A 21,760-nucleotide genomic window follows, 5' to 3' on the forward strand; every position below is an offset into this window, starting at 1 on the left:
TCAGGGCAGAGCAGCCGACAGTGCCGACAGGAAGCCGTGCACGGTGGCCCGGTCCCGCACGGCGATCCGCACCCAGTCCGCACCGAGCCCCGGGAACGTGTCCCCCCGCCGCACCGCGTAACCGAGCTCGCGCAGCCGCCGCCGTACGACCGCGGCCCCCGGCATACGGACCAGGACGAAGGACCCCTCGGCAGGCTCCACCACCCGCACGCCCCGCGAAGCGAACCCGGCCAGCCCCGCCACCAGATGGGCCCGGTCCGCCGCGATGCGATGTGCCGCATGCCCCGCCTCCGCCAGCGCCCGCGGCGTCACGCACGCCTCGGCCGCGGCGAGCGCGGGCGTCGACACCGGCCACAGCGGCTGAGCCCGCTCCAGTTCGGCGACGATGTCCGCGGGAGCCAGCACGTACCCGATCCGCAGCCCGGCCAGCCCCCAGGTCTTGGTCAGACTGCGCAGCACCACCAGACCCGGCACATCCGTCCGCCCGGCCAGCGCCTCCCGCTCACCCGGCACCGCGTCCATGAACGCCTCGTCGACCACCAACACCCGCCCGGGCCGGGCCAGTCGGGTGACCTCCCCGGCCGGATGCAGCACAGACGTGGGGTTGGTCGGGTTCCCGATCACGACCAGGTCGGCCTCCTCCGGCACCGCCGCCGGATCCAGCCGGAACCCGTCCGACTCCCGCAGCAGCACCCGCTCCACGGTGTGCCCCGCGTCCCTGAGCGCCGCCTCCGGTTCGGTGAACTGCGGATGCACCACGACCGGCCGCCGTACCTTCAGCGCCCGCGCCAGCAGCACGAACGCCTCCGCCGCGCCGGCCGTCAGCAGCACCCGCTCCACCGGCAGCCCGTGCCGTGCCGCCACCGCCGCCCGCGCGGCCCGCCCGTCCGGGTAGGCGGCGAGGGACGACAGCGAGGCGGCGATCTCCTCCCGCAGCCACGGCGGGGGCGTGTCCGCGCGGACGTTGACGGCGAGGTCGGTCAACGCGGCCCCGTCGTCCCGCACCTCGGCGTCCCCGTGGTGCCGCAGATCGTGCCCGGACCCGCCGGTGCCGTCAGTGTGCATGGCTGTGCGAGTGCCCGCCGTGGTGGTGGTGCCCGTGGCCGTGGTGGTGGCCGTCGTCGTCCGGGTGGAAGTGCGGCTGCTGCGGCAGCCCCACCTTGTCCTCGAAGCCGGGCAGCGCGATCCGGTACACGCACGAGTCGCAGTTCATCCGCAGATCGCCCTTGACGGCCTCCTCGTACCGCTCCATCACCAGGTCCAGCAGCTCCGGCTCGGGCCCGATGACGTCCGCCGAACGCACCTCGGTCTCGGGGTGCCCGGCCGCCCACTCCTCGGTCTGCTGCCGCACCCGGTCCGGCAGGATCCCGGTGAACAGGAAGTAGGGCAGGACGACGATCCGCCGAGCCCCCAGCCGCGCGCACCGGTCGAGGCCGCTCGGCACGTCCGGCGCCGCGAGCGACACGAACGCCGTCTCCACCCCGGCGTACCCACGCCCCTCCCACAGCAGCCGCGCCGCCTTGAACACCTCGGCGTTGGCGTCGGGGTCGGTGGACCCGCGCCCGACCAGCAGCACGGTCACCTCCGCGCGGTCCGTGTCCCCCAGCACCTCGTCCAGCCGCCGCTCCAGCACGTTAAGCAGCGCCGGGTGCGGGCCCAGCGGGCGGCCGTAGGTGTACGAGATGCCCGGGTGGCGCTCCTTCTCGCGGGCCAGCGCGGCCGGGATGTCGCCCTTGGCGTGCCCGGCGGACACCAGCATCAGCGGCACGGCGGCGAACCGGCGTACGCCCCGCTCGACCAGCTCGTTGACGGCCTCGCCGAGCGGCGGCGGGGACAGCTCGATGAAGCCGCCCGCGACGGGCAGCCCGGGGTGGCGGTGCCCCAGCTCGCGGACGAAGTCACGGAACGCCTCGGCTCCGGCGTCGTCACGGGTGCCGTGTCCGGCGATCAGCAGGGCGGGCGGGGTGGTCACGAGATCTCCTCAGACGAAAGGGGGTGGTACAGCAGGGCGTTGAGCGCGGCGGCGGCGACCGCCGAACCGCCCTTCTCGGACACGTTGCTCACGGCGGGCAGCCCGCTCTCGCGCAACGCGGCCTTGGACTCGGCCGCGCCGACGAAGCCGACGGGCAGGCCGATGACGAGCGCGGGGGAGGCGTCCAGGGTGAGCAGCTCCTCCAGGGCGGTCGGCGCACAGCCGATCACCCACAGCGCGCCCGGCCCGACCTCTTCGTAGGCGAGCCGGACGGCGTGTGCCGAACGGGTCGGCCCGGGGCCGGACCTGGCGTCCGCCAGCCGGCACACGGTCTCCCGCCGGGTGATGCCGGCCGCGACCACCTCCACGTCCACGACGACCGGCGCCCCGGCGTGCAGCGCCGCGTGCGCCGTGACCAGGTCGTCCTCGGCCATGACGAGGTCGGTCGCGTACTCCGGGTCGGCGGCGGAGTGGATGACCCGCTCCACCACCGCCCGGGTCAGCGGCGGGAGGTGCGAGGTGTCCAGGCGGGCGCGCAGCCGCCGGAAGGACTCCTGCTCGATCGGATGGACCACACGGGCCGCGGGGTTCACCGGGCGCTCTCCTGCCAGCGGTAGCCGCGCGGGGTCACCATGCGGCCCGCGACGGTGCGGGTCGCGGTGTTGCCCACGGTGACGACGGTCATCATGTCGACCGTCGCCGGGTCCAGTCCGGCGAGCGTGGTCACCCGGCTCGACTCGTCCGGGCGGGAGGCGTTCCGTACGACGCCCACCGGTGTCGTCGGCTCCCGGTGCCCGGCGAGGATCGCGAGCGCCTTGGGCAGCTGCCAGTCGCGGCCCCGGGAGCGCGGGTTGTAGAAGGTCACCACGAGGTCCGCCTCGGCCGCCGCCCGCACCCGCCGCTCGATGACCTCCCACGGCGTGTGCAGGTCGGACAGGCTGATCGAGACGTGGTCGTGGCCCAGCGGCGCGCCCAGCACCGCCCCCGCGGCCAGGGCGGCCGTCACCCCGGGCACCCCGACCACGTCGATGTCGTCCGACGCCTCGGCGAGCGCCGGGGAGGCCATGGCGTACACGCCCGCGTCCCCGCTGCCGATCAGCGCCACCGCATGCCCCTCGCGGGCCTCCGCGACCGCCGTGCGGGCCCGTTCCTCCTCGGCGCCGAGCCCCGACTCCAGCACCCGGGTGCCCGGCCGCAGCAGGTCGCGGATCTGGTCCACGTACTGGTCGAGCCCGACCAGCACCGAGGCCCGGCGCAGCTCGGCCGCCGCGCGCGGGGTGAGCAGGTCCCGGGCGCCGGGCCCGAGCCCGACCACCGCGAGCCGCCCGCGTCCCGGACGCCGTACGACCGCGCAGGTCGCCATCGCGGGCCGCGCCTTGGACTTCCGCTTGGGCACGAGGAGTTCGCCGCCGCGCAGCAGAGCCGCCGCCTCCGCCACCGACGGCGTGCCGACCGCCGCGAGCGGCGCGTCCGACGGGTTGGGTACCTCGACCGCCGCCAGCTCCTCGGCGGAGTACGTCACCAGCGGCACCCCGAGCCGTTCGGCGGCGGCCAGCAGACCCGGCTCCTCCGCCTTGGCGTCCACGGTGGCGAGTTCGGCCACGGACTTCGGCGTGAGCCCCGCCTCCCGCAGCGTCTCCTCGACCAGCCCGAGGACCTCGTCCACCGGCGCGCCCCTGGACGCGCCGACCCCGACCACCAGGGACGGCGGACGCAGCAGCACCTCACGCTCGCCCGGTGCGACATCGCGGTCGGTGAGCCGGATCGTGTACGGCCCCTGCGCCGAGACCGGCAGCGGCGGCAGCGGCCACGGCACCTCCGCCTCCAGGGCGACCGGTTCGCCGTCCAGCAGGGCGCGGGAGACCAGGGCGACCGAGCCCTCGCAGGGCAGCCCGAGCGTGTCCAGGCCCGCCAGCCCCACGGAGTCCGTCGCGGTCGTCACCACCGGCTCGGCGCCCAGCAACGCGCCGACCGCGCGGGCGAGTTCGTTGGCGCCGCCGCCGTGCCCGCCGACCAGGGACACCGCGTACCGGCCGCCCTCGTCCACGCACACCACACCCGGGTCGGCCGTCTTGTCGCCGAGCAGCGGCGCGAGCAGCCGTACCGTCGCGCCCGTCGCCAGGAAGCACACCAGCTGCTCGCACTCCGCGAACGCGGCCCGTACCGCCTCCCCGACGGGACCCTCGTACACGCGCGTACGGTCCGGCCAGGCCGCGGCCAGCCGGTCCCGCGCCACCGCCCCCGCCGCGGTGGCGGAAATCAGGCCGATCACTGGACAACTCCCTCACTCGGTACCGGGGTCCTGTCACCCCAGAGCAGAAACACAGGATTGGTGGCCGCGAGCCGGGTCACGTCCCCGGGCAGCGGCGCCAGCCGCGAGGACTGCAGCAGCACCCCGTCGCAGGTGAACCCGGCGGCCGTGAGCGCCTGACGGGCGGCCGGTACGCGGTCCAGCGCGGCCATGGCGACGACCACGGTCCGCCGGGCCCGGCGCGCGCAGGCGCCGACGACGGCGGGCAGTTCCCGGCCGCCACCACCGACGAACACCGCGTCGGGATCGTCGAGCGCGTCCAGGCACTCGGGGGCCGAGCCGTGCACCACGTCCACGTCGACCCCGTGGGCGCGCGCGTTGGCGCGGATCCGCGCCACCCCGTCCGCCGCCTTCTCCACGGCGACGACGGCCGCGCCGAGCCGCGCGCACTCCACCGCCACCGAGCCCGAGCCGGCGCCCACGTCCCACACCAGGTCGCCGAGGCGCGGCCCCAGCCGCGCGAGCGCCAGCGCCCGTACCTCGAACTTGGTGATCATCGAGTCGCGGTGCGCGAACCCGCCCTCGTCCAGCGCCCATCGGGCCGGTCCGGCCGGTGCCCCGGCGACCGTACGCACCCCGCCGAGGGCGCGTGTCTCGTCGAGGCACAGCACCACGCTGACGTCCGAGCCCCAGTTCCGGGCGGCGGCCTCGGCGGGCGTGACCCGTTCGACGCGTTCCTCCGCGGAGCCGAGGGCGCAGGCGACGACGAGCACGCGCTCGCGGGGCGCGTGCGCCGACGCGGTCTCCGGCTCGGGGGAGCCGGCCGCGGGCACGGCCACCGGACCGGCCGAGGCGTCCCGCGCGTGGTGCCGCAGCGCCGCTCCCAGTTCCGCCGGACCCGCGCCCGGTCCCGTCAGGACCGCCACCTTCGGGTGCGCGCGGCACACGTTGAGCGCCGTGCGGAGCTCCCTGCCGTGTGCGCTGACGACCACGGCGTCGTCCCACGGCAGGCCCACCCGTGCGAACGCGGCGGCGACGGACGAGACGCCGGGCCGCACCTCCAGCCGCCGCGAGCCGAACCGCTCGGCCAGCACCCGCACGATTCCGAAGAACCCCGGGTCACCGGAGGCCAGCACGACGACCCGGCTCTCCTTCTCCAGATGCCGCTCGATGACGTCCAGCGCCGGTGCCAGCGGCCCCAGCACGACCCGCTCGGCGCCGTCCGGCAGCCGTACCGCGTCCAGGTGCCGGCGCCCGCCGACCACCAGCGCGGCTCCCGCGAGGACGTCCTCGCCGACCGGCGCACCCGTCCCCGTACCGACGACCGTGATCAACTCTTCGCCCGCTGCTCGCGCAGGGCCCGCCGGGCCTCCGGGTCGGCCTTGCGGTATCCGTGGAAGTGCCCCGGGTGGTAGAGGTGCGAACGGGTGCCGTGCGCGGCCAGCGCCGGGCCGACCAGGAAGAGCGTGTGCTTCCAGAGCTTGTGCTCCTTGACCGTCTCCTCCAGCGTGCCCACCGTGCAGCGCGCGATCAGCTCCTCCGGCCAGGTCGCCTGGTAGGCGACGACCACCGGCGTGTCCGTCGGATAGCCGCCCTCCAGCAGCTCGCGCACCAGCTGTCCGCTGCGCGCCGCCGACAGGAAGACCGCCATGGTGGTGCCGTGCCGGGCGAACTCGCGCACCTCCTCGCCGGGCGGCATCGGCGTCTTGCCGCCGCCCAGCCGGGTGAGGACGACGGACTGCGCGACCTCCGGGATGGTCAGCTCACGCTGCGCGAGCGCGGCGACGGCGGAGAAGGACGAGACCCCCGGGACGACCTCCGTCGCGATGCCGATCTCGGCGCACCGGTCCAGCTGCTCCTGCGTGCCGCCCCACAGCGCCGGGTCGCCGGAGTGGATCCGGGCCACCTTCAGGCCCTCGGCACGGGCGCGCCGGTAGACGGCGACGACGTCCTCCAGGGACATGGCCGCCGAGTCGAGGACCTGCGCGTCCTCGCGCGCGTGCGCCAGGACCTCGGCCTGGACCAGGCTCGCCGCCCAGATCACCACGTCCGCTTCCGCGATCGCGCGCGCGGCACGGAACGTCAGCAGATCGGCGGCGCCGGGGCCGGCGCCGACGAACGTCACCTTGCCGGTGGGGGCATCGGCCATGGGAGGGGTCCTCTCGTACGGGGTCACGAATGGAAAGCGGGGGAAATATCAGGTTCTGCGCCGGTGTGGGCGTGGCCGGATGTGCGCGAAGGCGCCTTCATCGGATAGCAAGGGCCTATGGCGGTCTTCGTCGCGCTCGGCGCGTTCCTGATGACGCTGGCCGGCGGCTGGACGGCACAGCGCGTGACCGACCGTCGGCACCTGGTCCTGGGCCTGGCCGGCGGTCTGATGCTGGGCGTGGTCGGCCTGGACCTGCTGCCGGAGGCACTGCACGCGGCCCACCGCGAGGTCTTCGGCGTACCCGCCGCCCTGCTGCTGTTCGTGACCGGCTTCCTGCTGGCCCACCTGGTGGAGCGCACCCTGGCCGCCCGGCAGGCCGCGCACGGCGGCGCCGAGGGCCACAACCACAGGGCGCCCGAGGTGGGCCTGACGGCGGCCGGTGCCATGGTGGGGCACAGCGCCATGGACGGTGTGGCGATCGGCGCGGCCTTCCAGGTGGGCGGCGGCATGGGCGCGGCCGTCGCGCTCGCCGTGATCGCGCACGACTTCGCGGACGGCTTCAACACCTTCACCATCACGAGCCTGTACGGCAACGCCCGCCGCCGCGCGATCGCCATGCTGGTCGCCGACGCGTGCGCACCCCTGCTCGGCGCGGTGTCGACCGCCTTCATCCACATCCCCGAGCCGGTGCTCGGCGGCTATCTCGGCCTCTTCGGCGGCGTACTGCTCTACCTCGCCGCCGCCGAGATCCTGCCCGAGGCCCACCACGAGCACCCGGCCCGCTCCACCCTGCTGTGCACGGTGGCGGGCGCGGCCTTCATCTGGCTGGTGGTCGGCCTCTCCGGCGGCTGATCCGGCCGGTCGCCCCGGCCGCCTCACAGCTTCCCGCCCCGCCCGCCGTCCCGCAGCGGGGGCGCGATCAGCGTCGACAGATACGGCAACGGCGTCCCGTCCAGCTCACCGGCCGACCGCACCGACTCCTCCGGCAGCCCCAGCGCCGAACCCCACACGGCGTCCTGGAGCCGGCCCGTCTCCCGCAGCGCCTCGGCGACCTCGGCGGCCTGCCGCCCGAACTTGTACGCCACGACGGTCCCCGGTCCGGCCAGCGCCTCCTTGAGCACGGCGGACCCGGCGGTGACCGGCACCAGGGTCAGCGGCTCGGTGCCCTCGGTCAGCACCGCACCGGACCTCGCCGCCAGATCCTGCATGGCGGTGATCCCGGGCACGGTCTCCACGACCACGTCCGGCACCAGCTCCACGATGGTCTGCGCGAGGTACGTGAACGTGGAGTACACGTTCGGATCGCCGATGGTGGCGAAGGCGACGGACCCGTGGGCTGCGAGCAGCTCGGCGACCCGCCCGCCCGCCGCGTCCCAGGCCGCCTCCCGGCGCGCCCGGTCGGTCCGCTCGTTCAGCGCGAACACCACCCGGACGACCTTGTCCCCGGGCACGTAGTGCAACACGGTCGCCTCGGCCCGTCCCCGCTCACCGGTGTCCATGACGGGTACGACGACGACCTCGGCGGCCCGCAGCGCGTTGACCCCCTTGACGGTCACCAGCTCCGGATCACCGGGACCGACGCCGACTCCGACCAGCCTGCTGCTCATGACGTCCGGCACCTCTCCACGAACCGACGGGCGACACCGGGCTCGGACGCCCAGTGCGTGTGCAGGTAACTCGCGTGCACGCCCTGCTGTACGAAACCTTCGACCCGCCGTACGGGCGCCCGCACGCCCCAGGCGGGAGCCGCACCGGCGCCGGGCTCGACGACCGTGCGGTGGAACTCGTGCCCCCGCATCCGGGTCCCGGCGACGGCCAGCACACTGTCACCGACGGCCACGGCGTCGCGGTAGCCGAGGGTCAGCCGTTCGGTCATGCGCGCGGTGGCGTCGAGGACGCCGCACATCGGCTGCCCGTCCAGCTCCCGGCACAGATAGAGCAGCCCGGCGCACTCGGCGGCGACGGGAGCACCGCTCAGGGCGAGTTCGGCGACGGCCTTGCGCAGCGGTTCGTTGGCGGACAGCTCGGCGGCGTACACCTCGGGGAAACCGCCGCCGACGACCAACCCGGCCGTGCCGTCGGGCAGTTGCTCGTCCCGCAGGGGATCGAAGGTGACGACCTCGGCCCCGGCGGCGGTGAGCAGCTCGGCGTGCTCGGCGTAGGAGAAGGTGAACGCGGACCCGCCAGCCACGGCGACCACCTCACGCTTCCCCGTCGGGGTGACGGGCGGTTCCCAAGGAGCGCATGACAGGTCTCCCGCGCTCCGTGCCAGTCGCAGCAGAGCGTCGAGATCACACCCCCGCTCCACCTGAGCGGCCATCGCCGCCACCGCGTCCACCGCGTCGGACCGCCGCTCGGCGACCGGCACCAGCCCCAGATGCCGAGACGGCGTATCCACCCGCGGCACCCGCCGCAGCACACCCAGCACCGGCACTCCGGAGGAGTCCAACGCCTCCCTGAGCAGCTCCTCGTGCCGGTCGGAGCCCACCTTGTTCAGGATCACGCCCCCGACCCGCACCCCCGGATCCCAGGAAGCGAACCCGTGCACCAGCGCCGCCACCGACCGCGACTGCGACGACGCGTCGACCACCAGCACCACCGGTGCCCGCAGCAGCTTGGCGACATGCGCGGTGGACGCGAGTTCACCCTCGCCCGCCGCACCGTCGTACAGCCCCATCACACCCTCGACGACGGCGATGTCACACCCCCGCGCCCCGTGCAGGAACAGCGGAGCGACCAGCTCCGGCCCGCACAGGTACGCGTCCAGGTTGCGCCCCGCCCGCCCGGTCGCGAGCGCGTGGTACCCGGGGTCGATGTAGTCCGGCCCGGCCTTGTGCGGGGACACGGCGAGCCCCCGCGCGGCGAACGCGGCCATCAGCCCCGTGGCGACGGTGGTCTTGCCGCTGCCCGAGGAGGGCGCGGCGACGACCAGCCGAGGCACCGACGACATCACCACTCGATGCCCTTCTGGCCCTTCTGGCCCGTGTCCATGGGGTGCTTGACCTTGGACATGTCGGTCACGAGGTCCGCGAAGTCCACCAGCTTGTCGGGCGCGTTGCGCCCGGTGATCACGACATGCTGGGTACCGGGCCGGTTCCGCAGCACGTCCACGACCTCGTCGGTGTCCACCCATCCCCAGTGCATGGGGTAGGCGAACTCGTCCAGCACGTACAGCCGGTACCTCTCGGCGGCCAGGTCCCGCTTGACCTGCTCCCAGCCCTCCCGGGCCTTCTCCTCGTTGTCCATCTGCTGGTCGCGCTGCACCCACGACCAGCCCTCGCCCATCTTGTGCCAGTCCACGGTGCCGCCCTCGCCGGAGGCGCCGAGCACGCGCAGCGCGTTCTCCTCGCCGACCTTCCACTTGGCCGACTTCACGAACTGGAACACCCCGATGGGCCACCCCTGGTTCCAGGCGCGCAGCGCGAGCCCGAACGCGGCGGTGGACTTGCCCTTGCCGACGCCGGTGTGCACGACGACCAGCGGACGGTTGCGGCGCTGACGGGTCGTCAGTCCGTCGTCCGGTACGACACTCGGCTGCCCCTGCGGCATTACGCGGCCCTCCTCTGTACGTCCTTCACCAGCCCGGCGATCGAGTCCGCCCGCAACTCGTCGAGCGTCACCGCCGTACCGCCCAGCTCACCCGCGAGCTGCCCGGCGAGCCCGAGCCGCACCGGCCCCGACTCGCAGTCCACGACCACCGAGGCGAGCTGCTCGGCCGCGAACAGCCGCGCCGCACGCCCGGCGAGGGCGACCGGCTCGGGGCCGCCGGTGGCCCGCCCGTCGGTCACCACGACCACGAGCGCCCGCCGCGCCGGGTCCCGCAGCCGCTCCACCCGCAGCACCTCGTGCGCCTTGAGCAGCCCGGCGGCCAGCGGCGTACGGCCGCCCGTCGGCAGCGACTCCAGCCGCGCGGCGGCGGCCTCCACGGACGAGGTCGGCGGCAGCGCCACGTCCGCACCGGAACCCCGGAAGGTCACCAGCCCGACCTTGTCCCGCCGCTGATAGGCATCGAGGAGCAGCGACAGCACCGCCCCCTTCACGGCGCTCATCCGCTGCCGCGCCGCCATCGACCCGGAGGCGTCCACGACGAACAGCACGAGGTTGCCCTCGCGGCCCTCCCGGGTCGCCTGCCGCAGATCGTCCCGGCGGACCACCAGCCCCGGCCCGGACCGGCCGCGCGCCCGCTGGTGCGGGGCCGCCGCCTGCACGGTCGCCGCCAGGTGCAGCTTGGTCAGGGCGCCCCGGGGCCGCCGGGCCCCGGTCGTGCGCCCGTGCTCGGTCCGGGCCCGTGACCGCCGCCCGGCCGCCCCCTCGCCGATCCCGGGCACGCTCAGCACCTTGGTCCGGAACGGCTCGGCGGCCCGTACGGCCGACTGCTCCCGCGCGCCGGAGGCCTGGGGTTCCCCGCCCTCACCGGTCTCCGGCCGCGCGGCGGCGTCCCCGCCCCCCTGCGGACCGGAGTCGGGCTGCGGCCGGCCACCGCCCCCGCCGGGACCGTCCGGATCGGGGTCGTCGTCGCCCTCGCTCTCGCCCGAGAACTGCTCCAGCGTCTCGTCCAGCTTGTCCTCGTCCAGGCCCGGCGCATCGAAGGGGTTGCGGCGCCTGCGGTGCGGCAGCGCCAGCAGCGCCGCCTGCCGGACGTCCTCCGCGAGGACGTCCGTCCGCCCGGCCCAGGCGGCCAGCGCGGTCGCCGTACGCGCCATCACGATGTCGGCCCGCATGCCGTCCACCTCGAAGGCCGCGCAGGTCGCCGCGATCTGCCGCAGCGCACCGTCACCGAGCCGCACCTGCGGCAGCAACTCCCGTGCGGCCACGATCCGTTGCCGTACGGCCGCCTCCTCCTCGGCCCACCGGGCGGCGAAGCCGGCCGGATCGTCGTCGTACGCCAGCCGGCGCCGCACCACCTCGACCCGCTGGTCCGGCTCCCGGGAGGCCGCGACCTCCACGGTCAGCCCGAACCGGTCCAGAAGCTGGGGCCTGAGCTCGCCCTCTTCGGGGTTCATGGTGCCGACGAGCAGGAACCGGGCCGCGTGCCGTACGGACACACCCTCGCGCTCCACGTACGACGCGCCCATCGCCGCCGCGTCCAGCAGCAGGTCGACCAGGTGGTCGTGGAGCAGGTTGACCTCGTCGACGTAGAGGATCCCGCGGTGCGCGTCGGCCAGCAGGCCCGGCTCGAACGCCTTCACGCCCTCCGCGAGCGCCCGCTCGATGTCCAGGGCCCCGACCAGCCGGTCCTCGGAGGCACCGACCGGCAGCTCGACCATCCGGGCGGGACGGGCCGCGCCCGCTCCCCGCTCGTGCGGGCCGTCCGGGCACGACGGGTCCGGAGCCGCCGGATCACAGGAGAACCGGCACCCCGGGACGACGGCCACCTCCGGCAGCAGCGCCGACAGAGCACGCACGGCCGTCGACTTGGCCGTGCCCTTCTCGCCGCGCACCAGCACCCCGCCCACCGCCGGGGACACGGCGTTCAGCAGCAGCGCCAGCCGCAGGTCGTCCTGGCCGACCACGGCCGTGAAAGGAAAGGGGGTGGTCACTGGTCGTCGCCCTCCAAGTCGCCTTCCAGCTCCAGGTAGGTGGCGCGCAGCCGCTCCAGCGTCTCCGCGTCCGGCTCCGCCCACAGGCCGCGGTCCGCCGCCTCCAGCAGCCGCTCGGTGATGCCGCGCAGCGCCCACGGGTTGGACGCCTTCATGAAGTCCCGGTTCTCCGGGTCGAAGACGTACTCCGCGCTGAGCTTCTCGTACATCCAGTCGTCGACCACGCCCGCCGTGGCGTCGTAGCCGAACAGGTAGTCCACCGTCGCCGCCATCTCGAAGGCGCCCTTGTAGCCGTGCCGGCGCATGGCCGCCATCCAGCGCGGGTTCACCACCCGGGCCCGGAAGACCCGGTGCGTCTCCTCGCCCAGCGTGCGGGTCCTCACCTGGTCCGGTACGGCGGAATCGCCCACGTACGCCTCGGGGTTGGCGCCGGTCAGGTGCCGGACCATGGCGACCATGCCGCCGTGGTACTGGAAGTAGTCGTCGGCGTCGACCAGGTCGTGCTCACGGGTGTCGACGTTCTTCGCCGCCACCGCGATCCGCCGGAACGCGGTCTCCATGTCCCCGCGCGCCGCCCGCCCGTCGAGCCCCCGCCCGTAGGCGTAGCCGCCCCAGACGGCGTACACCTCGGCGAGGTCCGCGTCGCTGCGCCAGTTGCGGGCGTCGATCAGCGGCAGCAGACCCGCGCCGTACGCCCCGGGCTTCGACCCGAAGACGCGCGCCGTCGCGCGCCGCCGGTCACCGTGCTCGGCCGCGTCCTCCTCCACATGCGCCCGCACGAAGTTGGACTCGTCGGGCTCGTCCAGCTCGGCCACCGCCCGCACCGCGTCGTCGATCAGCCCGACGACGTGCGGGAACGCGTCCCGGAAGAACCCGGAGATACGGACCGTCACATCGATGCGCGGCCGCCCGAGCTCCTCCAGCGGCACGATCTCGAACCCGGTCACCCGCCTCGACGCGTCGTCCCACACCGGACGGCAGCCCAGCAGCGCCAGGATCTCGGCGATGTCGTCGCCCTGCGTACGCATCGCGGACGTACCCCACACCGTGAGGCCGACGGACTTCGGGTAGCCGCCCGTGTCCTGCAGGTACCTCTGCACCAGCGAGTCGGCCAGCGACTGCCCGACCTCCCAGCTCAGCCGGGACGGAATGGCCTTGGGGTCGACCGAGTAGAAGTTCCGGCCGGTCGGCAGCACGTTCACCAGGCCGCGGGTCGGCGAACCCGACGGACCCGCCGGGACGTAACCGCCGTCCAGCGCCCGCAGGATGTGCCCGATCTCGTCCGTGGTCCTCGCCAGCCGCGGTACGACCTCGTCGCACGCGAACTCCAGCACGGCCACGGCGTCCGGGAGTTCGGTGCGGAGCACCCCGCGCAGGACGGCCGGGACGACCGCACGGTCCCACGCCCGCGCCTCCATGCCCTCCGCGATCCCCCGGCACAGCTTCTCCAGCAGGTCGATCGCGTCGGACGCGGTCCGCGCCGGGCCCTCCACCAGCTCCGTCAGCTCCACCGGCACCTTCACCGGCGCGCCGGGCTCGGCCAGCAGCTCCTTCTCGTCCAGCCCGAAATGGGCCGCCAGCGAGGACCGGAGCCCCGGCAGCGCGTTCGCCCGGCCGCCCCACACCTGCGAGGCGCGCAGCACGGCGAGCACCAGGTTCACCCGCGGCTCGCCGACCGGGCCGCCGCCCAGGATGTGCAGGCCGTCGCGGATCTGCACGTCCTTGATCTCGCACAGATAGCCGTCGATGTGCATGACGAACTCGTCGAACTCGTCGTCGTCCGGCTGCTCGTCCACATGCAGGTCGTGGTGCAGCTCGGCCGCCTTGACCAGGGTCCAGATCTGGGCGCGGACGGCCGGTGCCTTCGCCGGGTCCAGGTCGGAGACGAGCGCGTACTCGTCCAGCAGCTGCTCCAGCTTGGCGAGGTCGCCGTAGGTGTCGGCGCGGGCCATCGGCGGCACCAGGTGGTCGACCACCGTGGCGTGCCCGCGCCGCTTGGCCTGGGTGCCCTCGCCGGGGTCGTTGACGATGAACGGGTAGATCAGCGGCAGGTCGCCGAGCACCGCGTCCGGAGCGCACCCCGCGCTCAGACCGAGACCCTTGCCCGGCAGCCACTCCATGGTGCCGTGCTTGCCCATGTGCACGATGGCGTCCGCGCCGAACGAGTTCTCCAGCCACCTGTACGCCGCCATGTAGTGGTGCGACGGCGGCATGTCGGGGTCGTGGTAGATGGCGATCGGGTTCTCGCCGAAGCCGCGCGGCGGCTGGATCATCACGACGACGTTCCCGAACCGGAGCGAGGCCAGCACGATGTCGTCGCCGTCCACGTAGAGGCTGCCCGGCGGTTCGCCCCACGCCTCGGTCATCGCGTCCCGCAGCTCCGGGTCCAGCTTCTCGAACCACGCCCGGTAGTCGGCCAGCGGCACGCGCGCGGAGGCCGCCGCCAGCTGCTCCTCCGTGAGCCACTCCACGTCATGGCCGCCGGCCGCGATCAGCCGGTGGATCAGCTCGTCGCCACCGGAGGGGTACTCGGTGAGCCCGTACCCGGCGTCCCTGAGCGCGTCCAGCACCCGCACCGCCGACGCCGGGGTGTCCAGTCCGACCGCGTTGCCGACCCGGGAGTGCTTGGTCGGGTACGCCGTGAAGACCAGCGCGACCTTCTTCTCGGCGTTCGGCTTGTGCTTCAGCCGGGCGTGGCGCAGGGCGATCCCGGCCACCCGCGCGGCCCGCTCCGGGTCGGCGAGGTACACCGGGACCTCGTCGGGTCCCTGCTCCTTGAAGGAGAACGGCACGGTGATCAGCCGCCCGTCGAACTCCGGGATCGCGACCTGCATCGCCGCGTCCATGGGGGACAGGGCGGCGTCGGACTCCTCCCAGGCGGCCCGCGAGGAGGTGAGGCACAGGCCCTGCAGCACCGGGATGTCCAGATCCGCGAGCGCGCCGATGTCCCAGGACTCCTCGTCGCCGCCCGCCGACGCCTGCGAGGCGTGGGTGCCCCCGGCCGCGAGCACCGTGGCGACCAGCACGTCGGCCTTCGCCAGCAGTTCGTACAGCCCGGCGTCCGCGCCGCGCAGCGAACCGCAGTACACGGGCAGGGCGTTGGCGCCCTGCGCCTCGATCGCCTCGCACAGGGTGTCCACGAAGGCGGTGTTGCCGCTCAGCTCGTGCGCCCGGTAGAAGAGCACCCCCACGGTCGGACGGCCGTTCCGGACCTCGTAGGAGCCGTGGACGCCGTACTCCGGCATCTTCCGCGGCTCCTCGAAGCCCTCACCGGTCAGCAGCACGGTGTCCGACAGGAACCGGGACAGCTCCAGCAGGTTCGCGGGGCCGCCCTCGACCAGGTACTTCAGCGCCTCCGCCACCACACCGGCCGGCACCGACGACTCGGCCATCAGCTCGGCGTCGGGCACGGCCTCGCCGCCCAGCAGCACCGTCGGGATCCCGGCCGCCTTCAGCGCGGCGAGCCCCTCCTCCCAGGCGCGCTTGCCGCCCAGCAGCCGCACGACGGCCAGGTCGGCCCCGTCGAGCAGGCGCGGCAGCTCCTCGCGGACGTCCACCCGGGTCGGGTTGCCGATGCGGTAGTCCGCGCCGGAGGCCCGGGCCGCCAGCAGATCCGTGTCGGCGGTCGACAACAACAACACTGTGCTCATGCGGGCGCTCCCGGTGGAATGAAAGGCAGTCCTTGCGGCGCGCCCGACTCGATGAGCCGCCACAGCGCGTCCGTGTCCGCGTGCTGTTCGATCAGGTCGCCGAGCCGGTCGAGCTGCTCCTCGCGCAGCGCGGCGAAAGAGGTGTCGGGCGCCGGCACGAAGCGGCGGCCCGCGGCGGCGGCCACCTCGCGCAGGAAGGCCCGCCGGAAGCCGTCCGACTCCAGCGAACCGTGCCAGTGCGTGCCCCAGGTCTGTCCGACCCGGCAGCCGTCGAGGAAGGCTTCCCCGCCGGTGACCTCGGCGACGCCGTGGTGGATCTCGTACCCCTCGACCCGCTCGCCGAGGGCCTCCCCGGCCGGCCGGGTCAGGGTCTTCTCGCGGGCGAACCGCACCCGCACGGGCAGCACGCCGAGCCCGTCGACCGCTCCGGCCCGCGACTCGACCTCGTCCTCGATGTGCTCGCCGAGGACCTGGAAGCCGCCGCAGATGCCGAGGACCGGGCGTCCTTCGGCGGCCCGCCGGACCAGCGCGTCCGCGAGTCCCCGCTCCCGCAGCCACTGGAGCGCCCGTACGGTCCCGCGCGTGCCGGGGATCACCACGAGGTCGGCGTCCGCCAGTTCCTCCGGGCGGTCCACGAACCGCACCACGACGCCCGGTTCGGCGGCCAGCGCGTCCACGTCGGTGAAGTTGGACATCAGCGGGATCGCGCACACGGCGACCCGCAGCACGTCCTCGCCCACGGGCGGCGTCACGGCGGACTCGCGGACCGTGCCGCGCAGCGACACCCGCAGGCCGTCCTCCTCGTCGATGCCGAGCCCGTGCCGGAACGGGAGCACGCCGTAGGTGCGCCGTCCGGTCAGGTCCTGGAGCATGTGCACCCCGGGCTCCAGCAGGCTGACATCCCCCCGGAACTTGTTCACCAGGAACCCGGCGACCAGCTCCTGGTCCTCGGGCGACAGCAGCGCGACGGTCCCGAAGAAGGACGCGAAGACGCCGCCGCGGTCGATGTCGCCCACCACCAGCACAGGAAGCCGCGCACCCCGCGCGATCCCCATGTTGACGATGTCGGTCCGGCGCAGATTGATCTCGGCCGGGCTGCCCGCACCCTCACAGATCACCGCGTCATACGTGCCCCGCAACTCGGCCAGGCAGTCCAGCACGGTGCCGAGGAGCTTCCGCTGGCGCCCCCCGTGGTACCCGCGCGCGCTCAGCTCGCCCACCGGCTTGCCCAGCAGCACCACCTGGCTGCTCTGCTCGCCGCCCGGCTTGAGCAGCACCGGGTTCATCAGCGCGGTCGGCTCCACCCGGCACGCCTGGGCCTGCATGGCCTGGGCCCGCCCGATCTCCGCGCCCTCGCGGGTCACGAAGGAGTTGAGCGACATGTTCTGCGCCTTGAACGGCGCGACCTTCACGCCCTGACGCACCAGCCACCGGCAGATCCCGGCCGTCACGACGCTCTTGCCGGCGTCGGAGGTGGTGCCGGCGACGAGGAGTCCCCCGTTCACTTCCCACGTCCCTTCAGACCCTTGACGACACCCTTGACGAGGAGGCGCGCGGCGGCCGTGGTGCCGAGCGCGAGCAGGCCGACGCGGCGGGAGAGCCGTACGGCCCGGTCGATGTCGGTGACCCGGACCGCCCGTCCGGTGTCCCCGTTCAGCACGGGCCGCCGCTCGACCCGGCCGCCGTAGGAGAGGGTGCCGCCCAGGCGTACGCCGAGCGCGCCGGCGAAGGAGGCCTCGACGGGCCCGGCGTTGGGGCTCGGGTGCCTGCGGGCGTCCGCCTGCCAGGCGCGCAGGGCACCGCGGGGGTCGGGTCCGGCCGCGGCGGCGAGTACGGCGGTCAGCCGCGCTCCCGGCCAGCCGGCCAGGTCGTCGAGCCGGGCGGAGGCCCAGCCGTAGCGCCGGTACCGGGGGGACTTGTGACCCACCATGGCGTCCAGGGTGTTGACCGCCCGGAACCCGAGCAGCCCCGGCACCCCGGCGACGGCGCCCCACACCAGGGCGCCCACGACGGCGTCGGAGGTGTTCTCGGCGACCGACTCGACCACGGCTCGCGCGATCCCGTCGGCGTCCAGCGCCTGCGGGTCCCGGCCGCACAGATGCGGCAGCCGCGCCCGCGCCGCCTCGACGTCTCCGCGCTCCAGGGCGTGCCCGATCGCGCGGGCCTCGCGGGCCAGTGACGTGCCGCCGACGACCGCCCAGGTGGCGGCGGCGGTCAGCGCGAGGGAGGCGGTGGGGGAGGGGCGTACGGCGCGTGCGGCCACCGCGCCCAGCGCGACGGCGCCTCCGGCGCACACGGCGGTGTGCACGGCGCCCCAGCCGCGGTGGTCGTGCCACAACGCGCGGTCCACGGCAGCGGCCGCCCGCCCGAACGCGGCGACCGGATGCCCGTGGCGCGGGTCGCCGAGGAGCAGGTCACCGAGAAGGCCGGCGGCGGCGCCGTACGCGTACGTGCGATCGGCACCCATCGGCTCAGCCGGCCGTGGGTACAGGGGCGGGCCTGGTGCGGGTCCTGGTCCTTGGGCAGCCGAGCATGGCGATCCGTGTCCTCACTCAGGGTGTCCGCGCCCTGGTTCGACGAGATTCGGCGGTGAGAGTTCCTGGCTCCCGGGGTTCCTTCCCCGGTGACAGTGGCGGGACCGCGCCGGATTCGCACCGGCTTCCTCTCGTGTCGCCGTTCATGGCCTGGGCAGTCCACCACGCACCCGGAACGGCCGTCAACTTGCCGTTGACCTGCATGGGGAGAGTGTGCCGATCCCCACACCGCGGGGCGTGCGGGACATGGGAAAGGCTCCCCTTCCGCGGAACGGGGAGGGGAGCCTTCGGAGGGTGCGGTCAGGGCTTGGCCACGATCAGATAGATGCCGTACGCCACCGCCGCCGCGCACGCGGCGAAGCAGACGTAGGCGCCGGTGACCGCGAGGCCGGCGGAGCCGCCCTGGGCCGCGGCCTTCTCGCGCCGGGCCAGGCCGTTGATGCCGAGGGTGAACAGGGCCACCAGGCCCACCGCGAAGGCGAGGCTGACGCCGAAGACGGACCCGATGGCGGCCCAGTCGATCTTCATGATGCTTCCTTCGTAACCGGGGGGCCGGGGTCAGACGGTGGCGGCCGGCGGGGCGACGGCCGGGGTTGCGGGCTCGGTGGCCGCCGGGGAGGCGATCGTGGCCGTCAGGTCCTCGGTGATCGTGCCCACCGGGGGCGGGGTCACGGCGGCGATGGCGGTGGTCACCACGCCGGCCGGCTCCTCGGTGTCGGCGACGACGTTGGTGTGGTCGACGACCTCGCGGCGGGAGATCTTCCAGATCGCGGCGCTCGCGGCGACCAGGAAGACGGCGACGACGGCGGTGCCCCAGTCACCGAGGTCCGTGACGGACTCGGCGCCCGCGCCGACCAGCGCGGCGGCCGGCAGGGTGAGCACCCAGGCGACGGCCATCCGGGTCGCGGTGGACCAGCGGACCACCCCGCCCTTGCGGCCGAGGCCCGCGCCCATCACGGAACCGGAGACGACGTGCGTGGTGGACAGGGAGAAGCCCAGGTGGGACGAGGCCAGGATGGCGGTCGCGGCGCTGGTCTGGGCGGCGAAGCCCTGGCGCGGCTCCAGCTCGGTCAGGCCCGTGCCCATGGTGCGGATGATGCGCCAGCCGCCGATGTAGGTGCCGAGCGCGATGGCCAGACCGGCGGAGAGGATGACCCAGGTGGGAGGGTTGGAGCCGGGGGCGATGGCACCGCCCGCGATCAGCGCGAGGGTGATGATGCCCATCGTCTTCTGGGCGTCGTTGGTGCCGTGCGCGAGGGAGACCAGGCCGGCGGAGGCGATCTGGCCGGCGCGGTAGCCCTTGCGGGTGGCCTCGCCCTCGGCCTTGCCGCCGATGCCGTAGGAGAAGCGGGTGGCCAGCATCGACGCGAGGCCCGCCACGAGCGGCGCGGCGACGGCCGGGAGCAGCACCTTGGTGACCAGCACGTCGCCGTGCACGGCACCGAAGCCGGCGGAGGCGACGGTGGCGCCGATCAGACCGCCCATCAGGGCGTGCGAGGAACTGGACGGCAGGCCCACCAGCCAGGTGAGCAGGTTCCAGAGGATCGCGCCGACCAGGGCGGCGAAGATGACCTCGGGACGGATGCCGGTCTCGTCGACGAGACCCTTGGAGATCGTGTTCGCGACCTCCACGGAGAGGAAGGCGCCGACCAGGTTCAGGGCGGCGGACATGGTTACCGCGATCTTCGGCTTCAGGGCGCCTGTGGAGATGGTGGTGGCCATCGCGTTCGCGGTGTCGTGGAAACCGTTCGTGAAATCAAACGCGAGTGCGGTTACCACCACAATCGCGAGGATCAGCGAGAAGCTTTCCATTTACCCAGGCAATCGTTCGAGGTCATTGGCTGGATGAACGTAGGCAACCTGGGTGAACGGAAGATGAACTGGGGCGGGCGCAGCGGTGTCCACGGGGAGGGATTCGCGTTGCGTTCGGCGCCCGTAGCCCAGGCGCCCCATGGCTACCGGCCCCGCGCGAGGGTCCGCAGCCGGCTCGTGGACCCGTTGAAGAGATTCTGGTCACCCGGCAGCCGGCCCTTGGTGCCGTACTGCCAGATCGTCCAGTACTGCCATCCGCCCGGCAGCTTCCCCGGCCGCGAGGTGCCGTGACGGGCGATCCACAGGGGGTTGCCGGTGAACGCGCGGCTGTTGCCGGTGCACAGCTTCCACCACTGGGTCGTCGTGTAGATCACCGGGCGGCGCCCGGTCCGCCGCTTCACCTCGTTGCTGAAGGACCGGATCCAGCGGACCATCCGCTTCTTGCCCATCCCGTAGCACTTGTGCTTCTTGTTGTACGGGTTGTACTCGATGTCGAGCGCGGGTGGCAGCGTCCAGCCGTCCGCCCGCCAGCCGCCGCCGTGCCGCACGAAGAACGCGGCCTGCTTGGCGCCCGAGGACTTGTCCGGCCGGGCGAAGTGGTAGGCGCCCCGGACCAGGCCCGCCTTGCGTGCGCCGTTGTACTGCTGGGAGAAGTAGGGGTTGCGGTAGTCCGTCGACTCGGTCGCCTTGACGTAGACGAACCGCGCGCCCTTGGACCGGGCGGCCGGCCAGTCGACGCGCTTCTGGTGCGACGAGACGTCGTGTCCGCGCGGCTTGGCCGCGGCCAGTGCGCCGGGTCCGGCCACCGCGGGCGCGGTGCCCGCCAGAGCGAGCACCGCCGTGGCCGCCACGAGGACCCCGGCGCGGCGACGGAGGCGAGTGCGTTCACGGGCCATGTGTCTCCCCGGGTCGGCGGACGAGGGATCGTCCGGCGGGCAAGGCAGACCATTGAAGGCCCGGCGATCATCGAATCAGCGCCTCATACGCGGCGATTCCCTCTGATTTCCACCCTTTCGGGGGCCCGCGCCTCCGGCCGGGAGCGACTGCCACACCCCTGTCCGCGGGCGCGGCTGGCAGGATCGCGGCATGGCTGAACAGCGGCGGGACGCGGAACGGGAACGTATCTGGGCGGAACTGGTCGCGACGGCGCGGCGGACCGTAACCGACGGACTGGTGGTCGGCACCTCGGGGAACGTCTCGGCACGCGTCGGCGACCTCGTGCTCGTCACCCCGTCGGGCGTGCCCTACGACCGGCTCACCCCGGACGACATCACCGGCGTCGACCTCACCGGACGCCGGGTGCTCGGCACCCTGGTGCCGACCAGCGAGCTGCCCCTGCACCTCGCCGTCTACCGCACCACCGACGCCCGCGCGATCGTCCACACCCACGCCGTGCACGCGACGGCGGTCTCCACGCTCGTGGCCGAGCTGCCGCTGGTCCACTACATGGCCGCCGCCCTCGGCGGGCCGGTCCGCGTCGCCCCGTACGCCACCTACGGCACCGACGAACTGGCCGCCCACATGCTCCGCGCCCTGGCGGGCCGCTCCGGCTGCCTGCTGCAGAACCACGGCACGATCACCTACGGCGCCGGCCTCGACCAGGCCTACGACCGCACCGCCCAGCTGGAGTGGATGTGCCGCCTGTGGCTGACGGCGTCCTCCGTGCCGGGCCTGACACCGTCCCTGCTGACCGAGGCACAACTGGGCGAGGCCGGGGAACGCTTGAAGGGGTATGGCCAACGGAGGTGACCCCTTGCCGCACAGTCCTCTGCTCCCGCGCCTCGTCGATCGTCTCGCGCACGCCCTCAAGGCAGCGGGGGAGGTGCCTGCCCCACCGATCCCCCGACGCTTC

At 74.0% G+C, this 21,760-nt stretch carries 18 protein-coding genes and 1 riboswitch; of the genes, 2 read left to right on the plus strand and 16 right to left on the minus strand.

What is annotated here, in order from left to right; genetic code table 11:
* From cobC to cobM, 6 genes are read right to left on the minus strand one after another with little or no spacing between them, the layout of a single operon-like run.
* Complete coding sequence (gene cobC / locus ABT171_RS25170; protein WP_351247437.1) at nucleotides 1-1,065, minus strand: Rv2231c family histidinol phosphate aminotransferase CobC; 1,065 nt, start codon at nucleotides 1,063-1,065, stop codon at nucleotides 1-3.
* Nucleotides 1,055-1,972: a sirohydrochlorin chelatase gene (locus ABT171_RS25175; protein ID WP_351247439.1), complete on the minus strand. Its 918-nt coding sequence runs from the start codon at nucleotides 1,970-1,972 to the stop codon at nucleotides 1,055-1,057. Before ABT171_RS25175 ends, cobC begins: the two co-directional genes overlap by 11 nt.
* Nucleotides 1,969-2,565 carry a precorrin-8X methylmutase gene (locus ABT171_RS25180; RefSeq protein ID WP_351247441.1) on the minus strand — a complete coding sequence of 199 codons (597 nt, stop codon included), beginning with the start codon at nucleotides 2,563-2,565 and terminating at the stop codon, nucleotides 1,969-1,971. The genes ABT171_RS25175 and ABT171_RS25180 overlap by 4 nt, the downstream gene beginning before the upstream one ends.
* On the minus strand, nucleotides 2,562-4,244 hold the full coding sequence (cobJ, locus tag ABT171_RS25185) for a precorrin-3B C(17)-methyltransferase (RefSeq protein ID WP_351247443.1): 1,683 nt from the start codon (nucleotides 4,242-4,244) through the stop codon (nucleotides 2,562-2,564). The genes ABT171_RS25180 and cobJ overlap by 4 nt, the downstream gene beginning before the upstream one ends.
* A complete protein-coding gene (gene cbiE, locus ABT171_RS25190; RefSeq protein ID WP_351247445.1) occupies nucleotides 4,241-5,557 on the minus strand; it encodes a precorrin-6y C5,15-methyltransferase (decarboxylating) subunit CbiE in 1,317 nt (438 codons plus the stop codon). The genes cobJ and cbiE overlap by 4 nt, the downstream gene beginning before the upstream one ends.
* Nucleotides 5,554-6,372 carry a precorrin-4 C(11)-methyltransferase gene (gene cobM, locus ABT171_RS25195; protein WP_351247447.1) on the minus strand — a complete coding sequence of 273 codons (819 nt, stop codon included), beginning with the start codon at nucleotides 6,370-6,372 and terminating at the stop codon, nucleotides 5,554-5,556. Before cobM ends, cbiE begins: the two co-directional genes overlap by 4 nt.
* Before the next feature lie 117 nt (nucleotides 6,373-6,489).
* Between cobM and ABT171_RS25200 the strand changes: the two genes are divergently transcribed.
* Nucleotides 6,490-7,224 (plus strand): ZIP family metal transporter, encoded by a 735-nt coding sequence (locus ABT171_RS25200; protein WP_351247449.1) that lies wholly within the window; start codon nucleotides 6,490-6,492, stop codon nucleotides 7,222-7,224.
* A gap of 23 nt (nucleotides 7,225-7,247) precedes the next feature.
* Here the strand turns inward: ABT171_RS25200 and cobI are convergent, their stop codons facing one another.
* From cobI to ABT171_RS25250, 10 genes are all read right to left on the minus strand, one after another.
* Nucleotides 7,248-7,979 carry a precorrin-2 C(20)-methyltransferase gene (cobI, locus tag ABT171_RS25205; protein WP_351247451.1) on the minus strand — a complete coding sequence of 244 codons (732 nt, stop codon included), beginning with the start codon at nucleotides 7,977-7,979 and terminating at the stop codon, nucleotides 7,248-7,250.
* Nucleotides 7,976-9,322, minus strand: a complete 1,347-nt coding sequence (locus tag ABT171_RS25210; RefSeq protein ID WP_351247453.1) for a cobyrinic acid a,c-diamide synthase CobB — start codon at nucleotides 9,320-9,322, stop codon at nucleotides 7,976-7,978. The genes cobI and ABT171_RS25210 overlap by 4 nt, the downstream gene beginning before the upstream one ends.
* On the minus strand, nucleotides 9,322-9,921 hold the full coding sequence (gene cobO, locus ABT171_RS25215) for a cob(I)yrinic acid a,c-diamide adenosyltransferase (RefSeq protein ID WP_351247455.1): 600 nt from the start codon (nucleotides 9,919-9,921) through the stop codon (nucleotides 9,322-9,324). Before cobO ends, ABT171_RS25210 begins: the two co-directional genes overlap by 1 nt.
* On the minus strand, nucleotides 9,921-11,912 hold the full coding sequence (locus ABT171_RS25220) for a putative cobaltochelatase (protein ID WP_351247457.1): 1,992 nt from the start codon (nucleotides 11,910-11,912) through the stop codon (nucleotides 9,921-9,923). Before ABT171_RS25220 ends, cobO begins: the two co-directional genes overlap by 1 nt.
* Entirely contained in the window at nucleotides 11,909-15,562 is a 3,654-nt protein-coding gene (gene cobN / locus ABT171_RS25225; RefSeq protein WP_351247459.1) for a cobaltochelatase subunit CobN, read from the minus strand. Before cobN ends, ABT171_RS25220 begins: the two co-directional genes overlap by 4 nt.
* Complete coding sequence (locus ABT171_RS25230; protein ID WP_351247461.1) at nucleotides 15,559-17,067, minus strand: cobyric acid synthase; 1,509 nt, start codon at nucleotides 17,065-17,067, stop codon at nucleotides 15,559-15,561. The genes cobN and ABT171_RS25230 overlap by 4 nt, the downstream gene beginning before the upstream one ends.
* Entirely contained in the window at nucleotides 17,064-18,029 is a 966-nt protein-coding gene (locus ABT171_RS25235) for a cobalamin biosynthesis protein (protein ID WP_351247463.1), read from the minus strand. The genes ABT171_RS25230 and ABT171_RS25235 overlap by 4 nt, the downstream gene beginning before the upstream one ends.
* 126 nt (nucleotides 18,030-18,155) lie before the next feature.
* Nucleotides 18,156-18,227: riboswitch (cobalamin riboswitch) on the minus strand.
* 169 nt (nucleotides 18,228-18,396) lie between these two features.
* On the minus strand, nucleotides 18,397-18,624 hold the full coding sequence (locus ABT171_RS25240) for a hypothetical protein (RefSeq protein WP_351247465.1): 228 nt from the start codon (nucleotides 18,622-18,624) through the stop codon (nucleotides 18,397-18,399).
* 30 nt (nucleotides 18,625-18,654) lie between these two features.
* A complete protein-coding gene (locus tag ABT171_RS25245; protein WP_351247467.1) occupies nucleotides 18,655-19,908 on the minus strand; it encodes an inorganic phosphate transporter in 1,254 nt (417 codons plus the stop codon).
* A gap of 143 nt (nucleotides 19,909-20,051) precedes the next feature.
* Nucleotides 20,052-20,804: a lysozyme gene (locus tag ABT171_RS25250; RefSeq protein WP_351247469.1), complete on the minus strand. Its 753-nt coding sequence runs from the start codon at nucleotides 20,802-20,804 to the stop codon at nucleotides 20,052-20,054.
* Between the two features lie 190 nt (nucleotides 20,805-20,994).
* On the opposite strand from ABT171_RS25250, the gene ABT171_RS25255 reads away from it, so the two are divergent.
* Complete coding sequence (locus tag ABT171_RS25255) at nucleotides 20,995-21,657, plus strand: class II aldolase/adducin family protein (RefSeq protein ID WP_351247471.1); 663 nt, start codon at nucleotides 20,995-20,997, stop codon at nucleotides 21,655-21,657.
* Nucleotides 21,658-21,760 lie beyond the last annotated feature (103 nt).

The sequence above is a fragment of the Streptomyces sp. NPDC001851 genome (assembly GCF_040297165.1).
GTDB lineage: Bacteria > Actinomycetota > Actinomycetes > Streptomycetales > Streptomycetaceae > Streptomyces.